Source organism: Mycobacterium aquaticum (assembly GCF_002086485.1).
GTDB classification, from domain to species: Bacteria; Actinomycetota; Actinomycetes; order Mycobacteriales; family Mycobacteriaceae; genus Mycobacterium; species Mycobacterium aquaticum.
On record NZ_MVHF01000012.1, the window covers coordinates 20221 to 34614 of the forward strand.

Annotated in this window: 9 protein-coding genes; 1 reads left to right on the top strand and 8 read right to left on the bottom strand. The window is 67.6% G+C overall.

Annotated features, from left to right (window positions below; all coding sequences use genetic code 11):
• Positions 1-14 precede the first annotated feature (14 nt).
• Complete coding sequence (locus BST13_RS14240; RefSeq protein WP_083164682.1) at positions 15-3113, top strand: serine/threonine-protein kinase; 3099 nt, start codon at positions 15-17, stop codon at positions 3111-3113.
• A 64-nt stretch (positions 3114-3177) separates the two neighbouring features.
• Here the strand turns inward: BST13_RS14240 and BST13_RS14245 are convergent, their stop codons facing one another.
• The 8 genes from BST13_RS14245 to BST13_RS14280 all read right to left on the bottom strand — a co-directional run bounded on the left by BST13_RS14245 (position 3178) and on the right by BST13_RS14280 (position 14357).
• On the bottom strand, positions 3178-3804 hold the full coding sequence (locus tag BST13_RS14245; protein WP_083164683.1) for an FHA domain-containing protein: 627 nt from the start codon (positions 3802-3804) through the stop codon (positions 3178-3180).
• A gap of 9 nt (positions 3805-3813) precedes the next feature.
• Positions 3814-4917, bottom strand: coding sequence for a branched-chain amino acid aminotransferase (locus BST13_RS14250; protein ID WP_245839620.1), 1104 nt, complete (start codon positions 4915-4917; stop codon positions 3814-3816).
• Between the two features lie 16 nt (positions 4918-4933).
• On the bottom strand, positions 4934-6346 hold the full coding sequence (locus BST13_RS14255) for a lyase family protein (protein WP_083164685.1): 1413 nt from the start codon (positions 6344-6346) through the stop codon (positions 4934-4936).
• On the bottom strand, positions 6343-8337 hold the full coding sequence (locus BST13_RS14260; protein WP_083164686.1) for an FAD/NAD(P)-binding protein: 1995 nt from the start codon (positions 8335-8337) through the stop codon (positions 6343-6345). Before BST13_RS14260 ends, BST13_RS14255 begins: the two co-directional genes overlap by 4 nt.
• Before the next feature lie 13 nt (positions 8338-8350).
• Positions 8351-9382, bottom strand: coding sequence for a 3-deoxy-7-phosphoheptulonate synthase (gene aroF, locus BST13_RS14265; protein ID WP_083164687.1), 1032 nt, complete (start codon positions 9380-9382; stop codon positions 8351-8353).
• A gap of 186 nt (positions 9383-9568) precedes the next feature.
• The gene (locus tag BST13_RS14270) at positions 9569-10894 is read right to left on the bottom strand and encodes an ATP-grasp domain-containing protein (RefSeq protein WP_083164688.1); all 1326 of its coding nucleotides are present in this window, start codon (positions 10892-10894) and stop codon (positions 9569-9571) included.
• Entirely contained in the window at positions 10891-12669 is a 1779-nt protein-coding gene (locus BST13_RS14275) for an MFS transporter (protein WP_083164689.1), read from the bottom strand. The genes BST13_RS14270 and BST13_RS14275 overlap by 4 nt, the downstream gene beginning before the upstream one ends.
• Positions 12666-14357, bottom strand: coding sequence for a class I adenylate-forming enzyme family protein (locus tag BST13_RS14280; RefSeq protein ID WP_083164690.1), 1692 nt, complete (start codon positions 14355-14357; stop codon positions 12666-12668). Before BST13_RS14280 ends, BST13_RS14275 begins: the two co-directional genes overlap by 4 nt.
• Positions 14358-14394: the final 37 nt, after the last annotated feature.

Here is a 14394-nt window from a genome sequence, read left to right on the forward strand (position 1 = left end):
GGACCATCGGCGATATGGCCGGAGAACGCGCGGACGGTACCAAACCCACGGGCGGGATCGCTGAGGAGTTGATGGCCGCCGGGTTCCTGGATGCCGTCGAAGTCGGTCGAGGCGGCGCGGGGGTGGTTTATCGCTGCCACCAGACCTCGCTCGCGCGAAGCGTCGCCATCAAGGTGCTGCTGTCCGATATCGACCAAGACAACCGGGAACGCTTTCTGCGTGAGGGCTTGGCCATGGGGAAGCTATCCGGCCACCCGAACATCGAGAACATCCTGCAGGTCGGAGTGACCGAGAGTAACCGGCCCTACATCGTGATGCCGTACCACCAGGCGGGTTCCCTGGCCCAGCGACTGCACCGGGTTGGCCGGATCGCGTGGCCTGACGCACTGCGTATCGGGGTGAAGCTGTGCGGGGCACTGGAAACCGCACACCGGGCAGGCACATTGCATCGCGACATCAAGCCCGGGAACGTGCTCGTCAACGATTACGGCGAACCACAGTTGAGCGATTTCGGGATCGCCCGAATCGTCGGGGGATACGAAACCGCGACGGGGTTTTTCACCGGCACCATCGCCTTCACCGCGCCCGAGGTACTGGCTGGAAGTCCGCCGACGGCCGTGTCCGACGTGTATTCGCTCGGTGCCACGATCTACGCGTTGATCGCCGGGACCGCCGCGCATGAGCGCAAGGGCGACGAGGACCTCATTGCGCATTATCTGCGGATCAGTTCGACGCCCGTGCCGGACATGCGTCCCCAGGGGATTCCGGCCGACGTGTGCGCCGCCATCGAGAAGGCGATGTCGCTGGACCCGACGCAACGACACACATCGGCCGCGGACTTCGGCCGCGAAATGCAGTTGGCACAGCGCCACAACGGGTTGATGGCGGATTCGATGGTGCTCAGTGAGACCAACGGTGAGCCAGAGCAGCCTCAGGCGACCGCAGCAATGCGGTTCGCGACATTCGGTGAGACTGATCTGTCCGAACCGGCGTCCCTCACACCGGACGGCTCTCCGGTGCCGACACCGGTTTCGAATCTGCCGGGCTCGACCGGGCCTATCTCGCCCGGGCCCATTTCGGCGATTCCTCCGCGCCCGATCCCGCCGAGTCCGCCCGGGCCGATCCCACCAATCCCACCCGGACCGGTCAGCCCGAGTCCGCAAGGCGCGCTACCGGATCCCGACGGGACAACGAAAGTCAGACCAACGGCGCGCAATCTCAGGCCCCTGCTGTTGGTCGCGGCAGCTGTGCTCGTGGCCTTGGTGTTGGTGGCAAGCGGTATCTTTTTCATTGCATCGCGCGACAAGGGCAACGGCGGCAGTGCCGGCGGCACGAACAGCCCGGCAAGCGCGAGCCCGACGACGACCGAGACTCAGGCCGGCTGGAAGCCGATCACGAATGCGCGCGTCGCCCGCGAGGCCACAGCGACGACTCAGGCCGACGGGACCATCTGGATTTTCGGCGGGCTCGGCAGCGATGGACGGGTCAGCGGACGGCACGAGGGTTATGACCCTGCCATCGACAGCTGGAAGGGCGGCGACGATCTGCCGGTTCCGGTGCAGCATGCGATGTCGGTGACGTGGCAAGGGACCCCAGTCGTGCTCGGAGGCTGGCGAACCGAGGGCACCAACAACGAGATTGCGACCGACAGGGTCTGGCGAGTCGTCAACAGCCGCTGGGTGGAGCTGCCGCCGCTGCTGCAACCCCGCGCGGCGGGCGCAGCGGCTGTGGTCGGCGATCATCTCATCGTCACCGGCGGTGTCGGAACCAACGGCAAACTGCTGAACACCACCGAAATTTTCGACGGCACCTCATGGAAGCTCGGCGCCGCAATGCCAACGCCGCGACAGATGCTCGACGCAGCGTCGGACGACAAGCTGGTGTATGCCGTCGGCGGATCTGACGGGACGGTCGACCTGCCGACGGTCGAGGCATACGACCCGGCAGCGGACTCATGGACGTCGCTGCCTGCGCTGCCCGAGCCGCGCAGCGACCTCGGCGTGGCCATCGCCGACGCACGTCTGGTGGCTGTCGGCGGGCTGTCCGCCGGGCAGGCCCTCAAGAGCGTTTCGGTGATGGACCTGGCCTCGAAGACATGGGCCGGTTTACCGGATATGAGCACCCCGAGGCACGGCGTGGCCGTCGCCGCGGTCGAGAAATCGGTGTATGCGATCGGCGGGGCGACCGGTTCCGGTGGCGCCGAGGTGACCTCGACGGCGGAGGCGCTGAAACTCGCTCCCCGCAAGCTCCAACCCGCATCTGCGTGGCGGTCCCTGCCTGACGCGCCCACTCCGAGGCTGATGATGGCCTGGACCGTGCTCGACGACAAGATCTGGATCGCCGGTGGCATGAGCCATGGAAATACGCTTTCGATAGTCCAGAGTTACGACCCGCAGACCGGAGCATGGCAGGCCCAGCCGCCGCTGCCGGTCCCGTTGCACCACGCGACCGCGACCACGTACCGCGGCGAGATGGTGGTCATCGGGGGCGCCGGCGACGAGCTCGCGAACGCATCGAACAAGGTGTACGCATTGCGCGGCGGTAGCTGGGTGGAGCTGCCCAGCCTCACGCACCCCCGCGCGGCCGCCGCCGCAGCGGTCGTCGGCGACAAACTCGTTGTCGTCGGCGGGCAGAACGAGAAGCAACTGGTCGCACAGACCGAGGTGTTCGACGGCCAGTCGTGGAAGGACGCTGCGAACTTGCCGACCCCGCGTGAACACCTGGCCGCCGTGTCGGACGGAACATATGTGTACACGGTAGGTGGACGATTCCTGTCCGCCGACAAGAACTCCGCGGCGTTCGAGCGGTTCGACCCGCAGTCCGGCGAATGGACGAAGTTGGTCGACATGCCGACTCCGCGCGGCAGCTACGGCGCCACGTTCATCGACGGTCGGATCGTCGCCCTGGGCGGCGAGGAACCCACGCGAGTGCTCGCCACGGCAGAGATGTACGACATCGCCGAGGCGAAGTGGATCTCACTGCCCCCGATGCCGACGGCTCGCCACGGTGAGGTGGTCGCCACCGTCGCCGACACCGTGTACGCCATCGGCGGTGCGAATCGGCCGACGCATGAAGGCCCGGTCGCGACGGTGGAGGCGCTGGACTTCTCCTGACGCGTGCGACGCTCGCGTCAGCGAAACTTCTTGCAGCAGAAGCTATTTCCCGATGGCTGGCGACTCACTTCTGGTCGGTGCCACTGTCCCGCAACATGGCGAGGGTGACAGCTCCACGCCGGATGGCCTCGTTGGCCAGACGGACTCGCCGCTCACCCTCCGGCAGTATGCCGAATTTGTCGTACAAGTTCTGCAGATGCTGTTTGATGGCGGCCTCGGTGACGAACAGCTCCTGAGCCATCTGACGGACCGAAACCGCCTCGGGAAACGGGTCACCGGATACCAGCGGACGACACAGAACGACCAGAACCTCGAGCTCGCGCCGGGTGAGGTGCGGAGCGGGCTGACTGGGCGCGACAGAAACCGTTTCTTCGGCAGTCGTTGTGTGGTCGGCTTCCTTCACCTGCCAGAACACCAACCGTGACTTGCCAATCCGCAACTCGTCGCCAGAGCGCAGGACCCGTTCGGCAGAGATCTTCTCCCCGTTGAGATATGTGCCATTGCGGCTACCGACGTCACGTATCGACCAGGCGAACCCGAGATTTTCCAGCACGGCGTGTACCCGCGAGACGGTCGAGTCATGATCGAGCGACACGACATTGGTCGAGGACTTGCCGACGGTCACTCGCTCGCCGCCCAGTGAGATCAGCTCCCGTCCGGATGGTCTCCAGATTTCCAGGTGGGAAGGCATGTCGACAGCTTATTGAATTGGGCCGATCCGCACCGGCGAGTCATCAGCGTCGGTGTCGACGAGTCGCATCCAGCCGAATACGTCCGAAGCCTGGCCATGGTGGATGTCGAGCATTGCCGCACGCAGGCGCGACGTTACGGGCCCCGCGGTGCCGTCGCCCACCGGCCAATCCCGGTCAGCGGAAACCACATGCCCGACGGGCACAATGGAGCGGGCGGTGCCACACGCGAACGTCTCGGCGATGCGCCCGTCTCGGCAGCCTCGCTCCCACTCGTCGAGCGTGATCGGTTCCTCCGCGACCCGGAAGCCAAGCTTTTCCGCCAACCGCAGGATCGAATCACGGGTAATGCCCGCCAACAGGGTTCCGCTCAATGGAGGCGTCTTCAGGCGCGGGCCGTCAATGGTCGACTCCACGAAGAACAAGTTGCAGCCGCCCGCTTCCTCGACATACCGACGCTCGCGGGCGTCCAGCCACACGACCTCGTCGCAGTCATTGGCCACGGCCTGCTGCTGGGCGACGAAGGCGCCGCCGTAGTTGCCGCCACACTTGGCCGCACCCGTACCGCCCGGCGCAGCACGGATGTACTCGGGCGCGGCCCACAGCCGCATCGGCTTCGGCTCCACGGACCCGGGCCGCGCCGGGGTGCCGATCACGGCGAACACGTACTCCTCGGCAGGCCGGAGGCCCAGGCCCGTCTCCGCCGCGATCATGAACGGCCGCAAGTACAAACTGTGTCCACGAGTGCGTGGCACCCAGCCGCCATCGATGCGCACAAGCGCCTCCAGTGCCGCGACGAACTGCTCCTCGGGCAACGTGGGCATGGTCAACCGACGTGCCGACCGGTTGAACCGGCGGGCATGGTCGGCAGGCCGGAACAGGGCCCGCTGACCGTTCGGGCGCCAGAACGCCTTCATACCTTCGAAAATCGTCTGGCCGTAGTGCAACGCCATGGTGGCCGGGTGCAGCGACATCGCGGCAAGCGGACCGACTTTGGCGTCGCGCCAGCCCACCTCCGCGGACCACCGCATGGTCACCATGTGGTCGGTGAAGACGTCACCGAAGCCGGGCGTCGCGAGCAGTTCTTCGCGTCGCTCGACTGAGAGTGGTTGCATGGCAAAGTCATTCATGTCAGCGCTCTTCCATCGATGCGAAATGCTTCAGCACCCGGTCGACCAGTGGACCGGAAACCCCGGTGTAGCCGGACGGATCGAACAGGCCCGGGACATCGGGGCACACCACCCCTTCACGCTCCAGGGCGATGGCAAGCAGGCCGGCGACGTCGGCGCCGTCCTGCTCGGCCGCCGCGGTGACCTCGGCCAGCAAGCGTTTGGCGTTGCCCTTGCCGAGCACCGGAGCCAGCACCGCGTTGACGCGCTCGGTGACGATGGCACCGCGGGTCAGCCGCAGGTTGGCCGCCATCGCCCCGGGTGACACCTGAAGCGTCTCGGCGAGGCGGGCAGCGTTGGCGGCCGCACCGGCACCTATGCGCAGACACTCCCGCAGCGGTTGCCACTCGGCATGCCACCCGCCCGAGGAGCGTTCGTCCTCTACTGACATGGAACCGAACAGCACCAGGGCGATCGGGGGCAGTTGGCGAGCGGCGGTCGCGACGAGCGTCGCGAAGACAGGGTTGTGCTTCTGCGGCATGGCCGAAGACGCACCCTGGCCCGGCACCCGCTCCTCGGTGACCTCGCCGACCTCGGTCCGGCTGAGCACGAGGACGTCGGCGGCCAGCTTGCCGAGCGCGCCCGTGGTGACCATCAAGCTCGCGCCGACATCGACCAGCGGCGTACGGATCCCATGCCAGGGCAGGATCGGTTCGGCCAGCCCGAGCCGGCCGGCAACCAATGCGGGTAGCCGCAGCGTCGCACTCACCGGGTCACTTCCATTTCCCGTCGCTTCGCTCGCCCAGGTCATGTCCAGCGCGTACTGGTGATACGCCGCAAGCGTTCCCGCCGCCCCGCCGATCGACACCGGCAGCGCCGCACGCGCCTGCCGCACCCGCGCTACGGCGTCGAGCACCAGATGCAGCCAGGTGGCCGCTTTCAGCCCGAAGGTGACCGGCACGGCGTGCTGGGTCAGCGTGCGTCCCGCCATCGGTGTGTCCCGATGCCGCTCGGCGTGCCCGGCCAGGCTGTCGGCGCAGGCCAGCAGGTCGTCGGCGATGCGGTCCAGCGTCGTCGCGCACAGCAGGGCCAGCGCCGTGTCGAGGATGTCCTGGCTGGTGCTACCGCGGTGCACGTATTCGGCGGCGGACATGTCGACGGACCGGACCGCCGCGGTGAGCTGTTCGACGAACGCCACGACGGGGTTCGCCGTCTCGCGCACTCCGGCAGCCAGCGCCGCGAGGTCGATGGATGCGGGCACGGCGGCGGCTCTGATGGCCACCGCCGCGCCCGCGGGAATCATGTCTAGTTCGGCCTGCGCCTCGGCCAGCGCGACTTCGGTTGCGAGCATGGCTCTGAGCAACGCGTCGTCGTCGACCAGGTCAGCCGCTCCCGTCGCCGCCCATGCAGGCGCGAGAATGCCGTGGTCGGTCATGCTGATCTCTCCACGACGTGGTCCGTCGCGGCGCGTAGGCCGGCCCGGGCGATGGCGTCGGCATCACCGAGGATCACGGAATTGACACCGGGACGGATGCCCGCCGCGGTCACCCAATGCACCGACTCGGTCGGCACACCGAACGCGAAACGCCGCGGGTGCGGGCGATCCGCGGCATCGAGCAGCCGGTAGGGACGCCGGGTGACCGCGACACCGCCGGCGACCCAGTGCCCACCGCCGCGGATCGGCATGCGGTACGGCTGGCACTCGCCGCGGTCCAGCAGCGTCCGCAGCAGCGGGTCTGTTGTGCGGTGCACGTCGGTTTCCGGCAGGCGTGCCTCGATCATCGTCGTGGCCGCCACAGCGAGGTCCGGGCAGGCTCCGGAATAGGCGACGAAGCGCCCATCCGAGCAGTCCACCCGCAGATCGGGCCCGAGCACCTCGAGCACGCCGGCATCCATCAGGGCAGCGAACTGCTCGATGCGTTCGGCGGGCGGCCCGATCGACAGGAACGCATTCAACGGCATGTACCAGCGCTGCAGTTCGTCCCGGTACGAGTCGCCGGAGAGGCCACCGTGGTCGACGAGCAACCGGATCTCGTTGCGCAGGTCGCGCAGGACGTCCAGGGCGGCCTTGCGCGGACCGACAACGTTCCCCTTGTTCGCCTCCCTGACTTCATTGTCGAGGTACGACCGCAGCCAGCTGCGGAACCGATGCGTCGAGGAGATGTCGTCGTCGGTGTATGGTGCCGCGATATTCCGCCAGTCCCAAGCCCTTTCGGGTTCGATGTCGAACTTGGCGAGCACGTTCTGCTGAGCGTCGCTCTCCGCAATGGCCAGCGGGTCACCGAAACCGGATTGCTCCTCACGTGCGCCGAATACAGGCACCGTCGCTGCTTGCGCCGTCGCGAACAAAGCAGTGAATTCCTCGGCATCACAGGCGCATTGGCGCTCCCGAACGAGGGCCGCGTAGTACACCGTGCGGACTTCCCGGTCGATCAGCGGCCAGATGTCCCGGCGGAAGTCCGCGGGTGTTCCGGCGTCGGCGCGGGCCCGCAGCCGCTCGATCACGTCGGCGGTCAGGTACCGGGGAGTGTGACGGCCGGACGAGCCCTTCTGGTTCTTGCCGCGGGCGTGGAACGGCACTCCGCGTCGAGATCCCGCGATCAGTCGGGGTTCCTGGCCGGAGGGCAGATAAGTCAGGGTCTCGTCGGGCTCGCGCACGAATGTGCCGCCCCGGCCGATGGTGAACAGCGCCATGTAGTCGAAGAAGGTGAGGCCCAGGCCGCGCAAGATGACCGCCTCGCCCGCGGGTACGTCGGCCAGCGCCACGTCGGCCGGGTTGCTTGGCGTGATGTACCGCAGGTCGTGCCGGTCCGCGAACCGACTCAGGGCTGTTTCGGCCTCGCCGAGGCGATGCGGCATGTGTCCGAGTGCGAGCACCACCGACTGCAACTCGCCGATGGTCTCCCCGGTACTCAACACGATTTCCTGCAGGCCATTCGGGGTGTCACGAAGGTCGACCGCGGTGGCCTGGTGCGACGTGAAGCTGACGGCCGGCGGCGCCGTCCAGATGATGCGGTCCCGCACCCATTGCAGGTAACTTCCGTAGAAGGCCCGGGACGGGTAGTCGTCCGGCCCGAGCGTAAGCGCTTCGGCTCGAACAGCTTCCGGCACGCTCGGGCTGCCGACCAACGCGATCGACCGGGCCCACTCGTAGAGGTTCGGCCCGCTGACCACCGGGCCCTCACAGTCGACGGTGTCGTCGACGAACATGGTCACCTGGCAGGCAACGGTATTCATCAACAGCACGCGGTCCTGCGTGCTGCGCCACACCTGGCCGCCGTGGAACACATGCGGGTCGATCAGGTGGATGACGAGTTCCTGCCCGGGCGCCAGAAGCGCATCGGCGTTGGCGCACAGGCGTTCCGCGACCGACAGGCCGCGGGGTCCGAGCCCGATGATCGCCAGCTGCAGCTGCTCAGTGAACACGTGGTGCCCCGATCTATGCGCCGCTCATGTGGCGGCCGAGCCCGGCCGCCAGTGGAGCGAGCCGACCCATCAAGTCGGCGAACTGTTGTGGCAGCAGTGCCTGTTTGCCGTCGCACAGCGCCTGCTCGGGGGCGACGTGGACATCGATGATCAGCGCGTCGGCCCCGGCAGCGATCGCCGCCAGCGACAGCGGTTCCACCAGGTCCGGGTGCCCACCTGAATGACTGGGATCGACCATGACCGGCAGGTGGGTGCGCTGCTTCCACAACGCGACCGCGGTGAGATCCAGCGTGAAGCGGGCCGCAGGCTCAAATGTGCGGATTCCCCTCTCGCACAGCACAACCTGGTCGTTACCCTCCAGCAGCAGATATTCGGCCGCGGCCAGGGTCTCCTCCACGGTGCAGCCGAAGCCGCGCTTGAGCACGACCGGAACACCGCTCTGGCCCGCGGCGGTCAGCAGGGCGAAGTTCTGCATGTTCCTGGCGCCGATCTGCAACGCGTCGACCACCCCGGCCATCCGCTTGACGTGCTCGGGATCGACCACCTCGGTCACGACCGGAAGACCGGTCCGCTCCCTGGCCTCGGCCAGCAGATCGAGGCCGTCCCACTGCATGCCCTGGAAAGAATGCGGCGAGGTCCGAGGTTTGAAGACACCGCCGCGCAGACCCACGGCGCCGTGTCCGGCGACGACAGCCGCGGTGGCCAGCGTTTGTTCCGCCGATTCGACCGCGCACGGTCCCGCGATCACCACAACGGATCCGTCGCCGATCGTGGTCGGCCCGAAGGACACTTCCGTCCCACCGGGTCGTAATTCTCTGCGGCCCAACCAGACATCGCTGTTCCTGCGCACCTGGTGGGTCGGCACCGGAAGCTCTGGCCCTGCCGTACCGATGAGATCCGTATCGGAGACCGACAGCACGTGAGCGCCGCCGAGCCGGTACATCTCGGTTGGCGTGCCTGCAGATTCCAGGTGCTGTATCCACCGCCCGACACCGGCGCGGGTGACCGCCTCGTCGAACACGAGCAATGTGTCTGGATTAGTCATGACTCAAATGGTCGCGATCTGGGCGTTCTCGCGTAATCGCCTGTGCTGCCAGACTGTTCCTGTCGCGAGGATAGGTTTTTCTATCCGTGGGGTGAGGGTGCGGCCCGCTCGCGTTTGCCCCAAACAGAGAACAGGGCTGTGAATCTGGTCGATTCACAGCCCTGGCGTCGTTCTCGTCGCGAAAACTCAGTGTGGAGTTGTGCGAATCGTGATGGATCGGCGCACGCGCTCCTCGATCTCGTCGAGCTCGGCGATGGTCGGGGCGTCGATGAAGAACGTGACGGCCCGGTCGTCGGAGCTGCGAATGGGGCCAAGCTGCGCGCCGCGGGCCTCATAGACGAAGACGGCGCGCAGTGCCGGCGGGTGATCGGCGGGCAGCGCAGGGATCTCGGGCCAGGGATTGCCGTCGTCGACCCAGCGGGCCTCGACCCCGGGCCAGTCGACCTCGACGTCGACGAGTGTCCCGGGCCGGTGCCCGACATACACCTGGCGTGCGTAGCGCCGGGCGCTGGGGTAGTCGGCGGCCTCGCCGAGCGCGATGCGCAGGATCTCGGGTTCCATCGGCTGGCCCGTCGCCAGCCGGTACAGCAGCATGATGCCGTCGCCGGGAGTCCGGGCGGCGACCTCCATGAGGCGGGCCTCCCCCTGCGAGTCGAGGCGCCACTCGGCGTGCGTGATGCCGTTCTCGACGCCCAACCGGTCGAGCATCGCGATGTTGGCGCGCTGCACCGCATCCCACGCGTCGTCGCGTGGGGCGGGCACGGTGTGGGCCATCTCGACGAAATACCGCGAGTCGACATCCGTCGTCTCCTTGCGGGTGACCGAGGAGAACAGCGTCTTGCCGTCCTGCGTGAGACTCTCGACCGAGTACTCCTGGCCGGTGATCATGTGCTCGACGAGGATGGTCTCCTGCGGCGGGTAGTCGTCCAGCTGCGCGACCAGTTCGGCGTGGTCGTGCACCTTCTGAACGCCCTCGCTCGAGTGCCTCGTGGCCGGTTTCACCACGGCCGGGAACGGAACGGACCCGCAATCGACGGAATCACGCGTCCCGGGCGGGATCAGGACGGACACCGGACTGAGTTCGGGCAGATACCAACGCTGTAGGTACTTGCTGCGGCAGGCACGTGCTGCCCGCAACCCCGGGAACGGGAGGCCGAAGTAGTCGGCGATCAGGCCCGTGGGCTCGACCAAGGTCTCCCCCACGGCATAGATGCCGACCACGTCGTAGGTGCGCCGCCAGCGTTCGGCGTGTTCGATGACTCCGGGCAGGAAGGACCCCTCGCTGGCCACCGAGCCGTCGACGAAGGCGATCTCGTCGAGCTTGGAGACCGGATGAGCGGGATCGTCACCGTGCGTCTGCGCGTACGAGCGCGACATGGCCGGTGTGATCACCAGTACCCTCAGATCCCGCTCCCGCAGATCGTCGAGGTAGATCGAATCTCGGCAGACCACGGGCAGATACCCGGTCAGGATGAACGCGCGGGGTCTGGCCGCTCGCTGCTGCTCACTCATTGTGCATTCCCTTCTGAGGTGGCCGCGACGGCAAATCGGTTGGCGCGGTCGATGTGTACGGTTGGTGCAGTCGACGGCGTCGCCGCGACCACGGGCCGCGGGGCGTGTCCTTCCAGCCGCAGGATCCGGCGGCCGATCCGCACGGACATCCCGGGCAGCCACACGATCGGCGTCCACGGCGCGATCCGGGTCCATTGCGTCTGCCCGGCAGGGCGAACGGAGACACCGTTTCTCGACTGGCGGTCGATGATGAACACTCGGCCGTCGGCGCGACGGATCTCCAGGTGGGCGCGGGACATCCCGTCGGCGCGCACATCGATCCGGATGGGACGCAGTCCCCTGCGAACGGCGTCGCAGCTGTGCGGGTACCGTCCGACCACGCAGTCCCGGTCCAGGATGAATCGCGAATTGTCGTCGAGGACGACGTATTCGAGCGGCGTGCGGGCCGGCCCCGTGACGGGCAGGGCCGGCGGCTGGCGGCGGGCCGGTGGGCGGACCGCGAACCGGGCGGTGGCCAGCACCACGGTGGGCGGCTCGGCATCCGAGAGCTGTTCGGACGCAAGGGGGAACGGCCGGCTCCGGATCGCCCACGTGACGACGGGCACGGTCGCCAGTCCTGCCGCGGCGAGCAGTCCACCGAGCAGCAGCCAGCCGACCTGGCCGATGCCCAGGCACAGGGCCCCGAGCACCGCGGGCGCCACCGCAAACGCGGCGCCAAGACCCATGTCCTGCAGGCCGACGTATTCGCTCTGCGCGTGGGCCGGCGCCAGCTCGAAACTCAGCGCGAAAACCGCCGCCGCATGACACATCTCGCCCACGGAATGGACGGCGACCGCCAGCAGCAGAACCGCGGCGGCGGCCCACACGGGCAGGTTGGCCGCCACCGCCATGCCACCGCAGGCAACCAGGAAGACAAAGCCGGCGACACGCATGGCAGCGCCGCCCTGGCGTACGGTGTTGACCTTGCGGCCGACCCAAACCTGCAGCGCCACAACACCGAACGTGTTGACCAGCAACACGGCGCCGACCATCCAGCGGGGGGCGCTGGTCTGCGTGGCGATCCAGAGCGGCAGGGCGAAGGTGATGACCGCATACTGCAGACTCATCACGCCGTTGAGGATCGTGTAGGCGATGAACGGCTTGTCCCGCAGCGCCACCCCGGGCCGCGTACCGGGCGGGGCGGGCAACGGCGCGAAGTACGGCAGCGTCGCGCACACCCACGCACCGATCAGAAAGGTTGCCGCATTGGCGAGAAACAGCACCTGGTAGGCGACCAGAGTGTGCAGCGTCAGCGCCAACCCGCCGACGGCGGCACCGATCCCGACGCCGGCGTTCTCGATGGCCCTCAGCTGGGAGCGGTAGGCGGCCGCGCCCTCGCCGCCGACGCGGCGGATCAGCCCGCCGCGCGACGCCCTCGACGCCGCTGTCGCCAGCATCTCGACGACAGTCACGACGACGAACATCCAGATGTGCGTGACGAAGACGTAGCCCACCATCGTCACGGCGAGCACCACCAGGCTCAGGGCCGCGACGCCCCGAGGACCGCGGCGGTCGGCCAGGTGGCCCATCGGAACACCGGCGAACAGGCCGATCATTCCGGCGACGGCCAACCACAGGCCGACCTCGGTGACCGACAATCCCAGTCCCTCCGTGAAATACAGGACCGACGACGTCATGAACATGCCGGTGCCGATGTTGTAGATCCCGGTGCCCAAGCCCAGTCGCCGGCGTGCGCCGGGCTCGGGCACCAGGGTCGACAGCCAGTTTCCGATCATCCGGCGACTACGCTTTCGGGCGTCATGAACGCGGCGATGGCCCGGTTCTCCTGCAGCGAGCTGTTCGCCAGATCGCGGTAACGGTCCCGCAGTTGGCGCTTGAGCACCTTGCCCGTCACACCCACCGGGAAGTCGTCCGGGGTCCGGGCGACATCCAGCACGGCGATGCGGGGATGGCCGGCCTTCTCCAGTACTTCGTTGGCCTGGGCCAGCAGCCGTGCGGCGTCGGCAGGCGAATCGTCGGTCACGATCACCGCGACCGGAACGATCTGCTCGCCGTGGCGGCCCGCAACGACGGCGCAGTCGCTGATCGCACCGATCTCGTTGAGCAGCATCTCTTCCATGAGCACCGAATAGCCGGTGCCGTCGGCGGTTTCGATGGCGTCCTTGGTCCGGTCCACCACGAAGTAATTGCCGTCAGCGTCCTGGTACACCAGGTCACCGGTGAGCCAGTAGCCGCCGAGCTTCGAGCGATAGGTGGTGTCCGAGTCGTTCCAGTACCCGGCCGTGATGGACGGGCCCTTGGCCCCGAAGAAACCCACCTCGCCCACCGGCGCCTTGCTGCCGTCGGGCCGCAGCACCGCGACCTCGAGGCCGGGATCGGGCTTGCCGACCCGCCGGTCCGAGCGCTCCGAGCCCAACGTCCGGGGCTGGACCACCAAGCCCCAGCCGAGCTCGGTCGTGCCGAACCGATCGTAGAACGTCGGCGGTTCCTGGTCCGGGCTGCGCTTGGCCAGGATCGCCCCGATGTGGGCCTCGTGGATGGCGTCGCCCATGTTGACCCAGTAGTCAACTGAATCAACCGTGCCTCTTGGTGTTTCGAGCACCGCCAATTCGGCGTAGGCGTGCGCGAACGCCATGACGCCCTTCGGTTGGTGCCGACGCACGGCTTCCGCCAGTTCTTCGCCGCTCGGGTCGTAGAGCGCCACCAGCGGCGTGCCCGCGAGGATGGAGTAAGCGGTGTACACGATGCATCCGAGGTGTGACTGCGGTTGGGCGGTCATCATCCGCTCGTGGACGGGCTCCGTGTAGTTCACCAGGCGGTAGCGTGGACCGGCAACGCTGGATGCGTGAGTTTGCGTCACCGCCTTGGGAATTCCCGTCGTCCCCGACGAGTGCATGATCGACACCGGGTCCTCCGGTGCGTGCTTGAAGCGCCAGGCGTCGGGCAGTGTCGCCGAAGGCGGGGCAGGCACGTGCTCGGCGAACTGGACCCAACGCAGGCCGTCGAGCGCTCCGACTCCTTCGGCGATCCGAGCGAAGCGGGCCCGATCGGTGTAGATCCCGACCGGTGTCGTGCGCTCGCACAGGCCGAGCGCAAGCTCCGGCGACGCCTTGCTGTTGATGAGCACTCCGATGGCGCCCAACTGGGCCAGCGCATTGAGGTGGATCGTGTAGGCGAACGTATCTGCCATGTAGAGCGCCACCCGGTCTCGCGGGCCGACGCCCTGTTGGTGGTACCAGACCGACCAGCTCTGGACGAGCGCATCGAGCTGGGCCAGCGTGAACTCTGTCTGCTCCTCGCCTGCGGTGTTGATCACCGGGCGGCCCGTGCGGATGAACGGGATGTGCGGGTCGGGATGCACGGCCATGGCGGTCGCCAGCAGGTTGCCCCCGCCGAGCTCGGACATGGCCGCCAGGCGGGCGCGTTCTTCCGGTGACAGCAGTGCGCGGGTGGAAATCGTCATCGCTCAAATTCCTTGTCGTCAGGTGGTGTCGGGTGTG

Excerpts from the sequence above, each read along its gene's own strand:
- aroF (WP_083164687.1), bottom strand. The coding sequence starts at position 9,382 with ATGACTAATCCAGACACATTGCTCGTGTTCGACGAGGCGGTCACCCGC.
- BST13_RS14270 (WP_083164688.1), bottom strand. The coding sequence starts at position 10,894 with ATGAGTGAGCAGCAGCGAGCGGCCAGACCCCGCGCGTTCATCCTGACC.
- BST13_RS14240 (WP_083164682.1), top strand. The coding sequence starts at position 15 with ATGGCCGGAGAACGCGCGGACGGTACCAAACCCACGGGCGGGATCGCT.
- BST13_RS14255 (WP_083164685.1), bottom strand. The coding sequence starts at position 6,346 with ATGACCGACCACGGCATTCTCGCGCCTGCATGGGCGGCGACGGGAGCG.
- BST13_RS14280 (WP_083164690.1), bottom strand. The coding sequence starts at position 14,357 with ATGACGATTTCCACCCGCGCACTGCTGTCACCGGAAGAACGCGCCCGC.
- BST13_RS14250 (WP_245839620.1), bottom strand. The coding sequence starts at position 4,917 with ATGCAACCACTCTCAGTCGAGCGACGCGAAGAACTGCTCGCGACGCCC.
- BST13_RS14275 (WP_083164689.1), bottom strand. The coding sequence starts at position 12,669 with ATGATCGGAAACTGGCTGTCGACCCTGGTGCCCGAGCCCGGCGCACGC.
- BST13_RS14245 (WP_083164683.1), bottom strand. The coding sequence starts at position 3,804 with ATGCCTTCCCACCTGGAAATCTGGAGACCATCCGGACGGGAGCTGATC.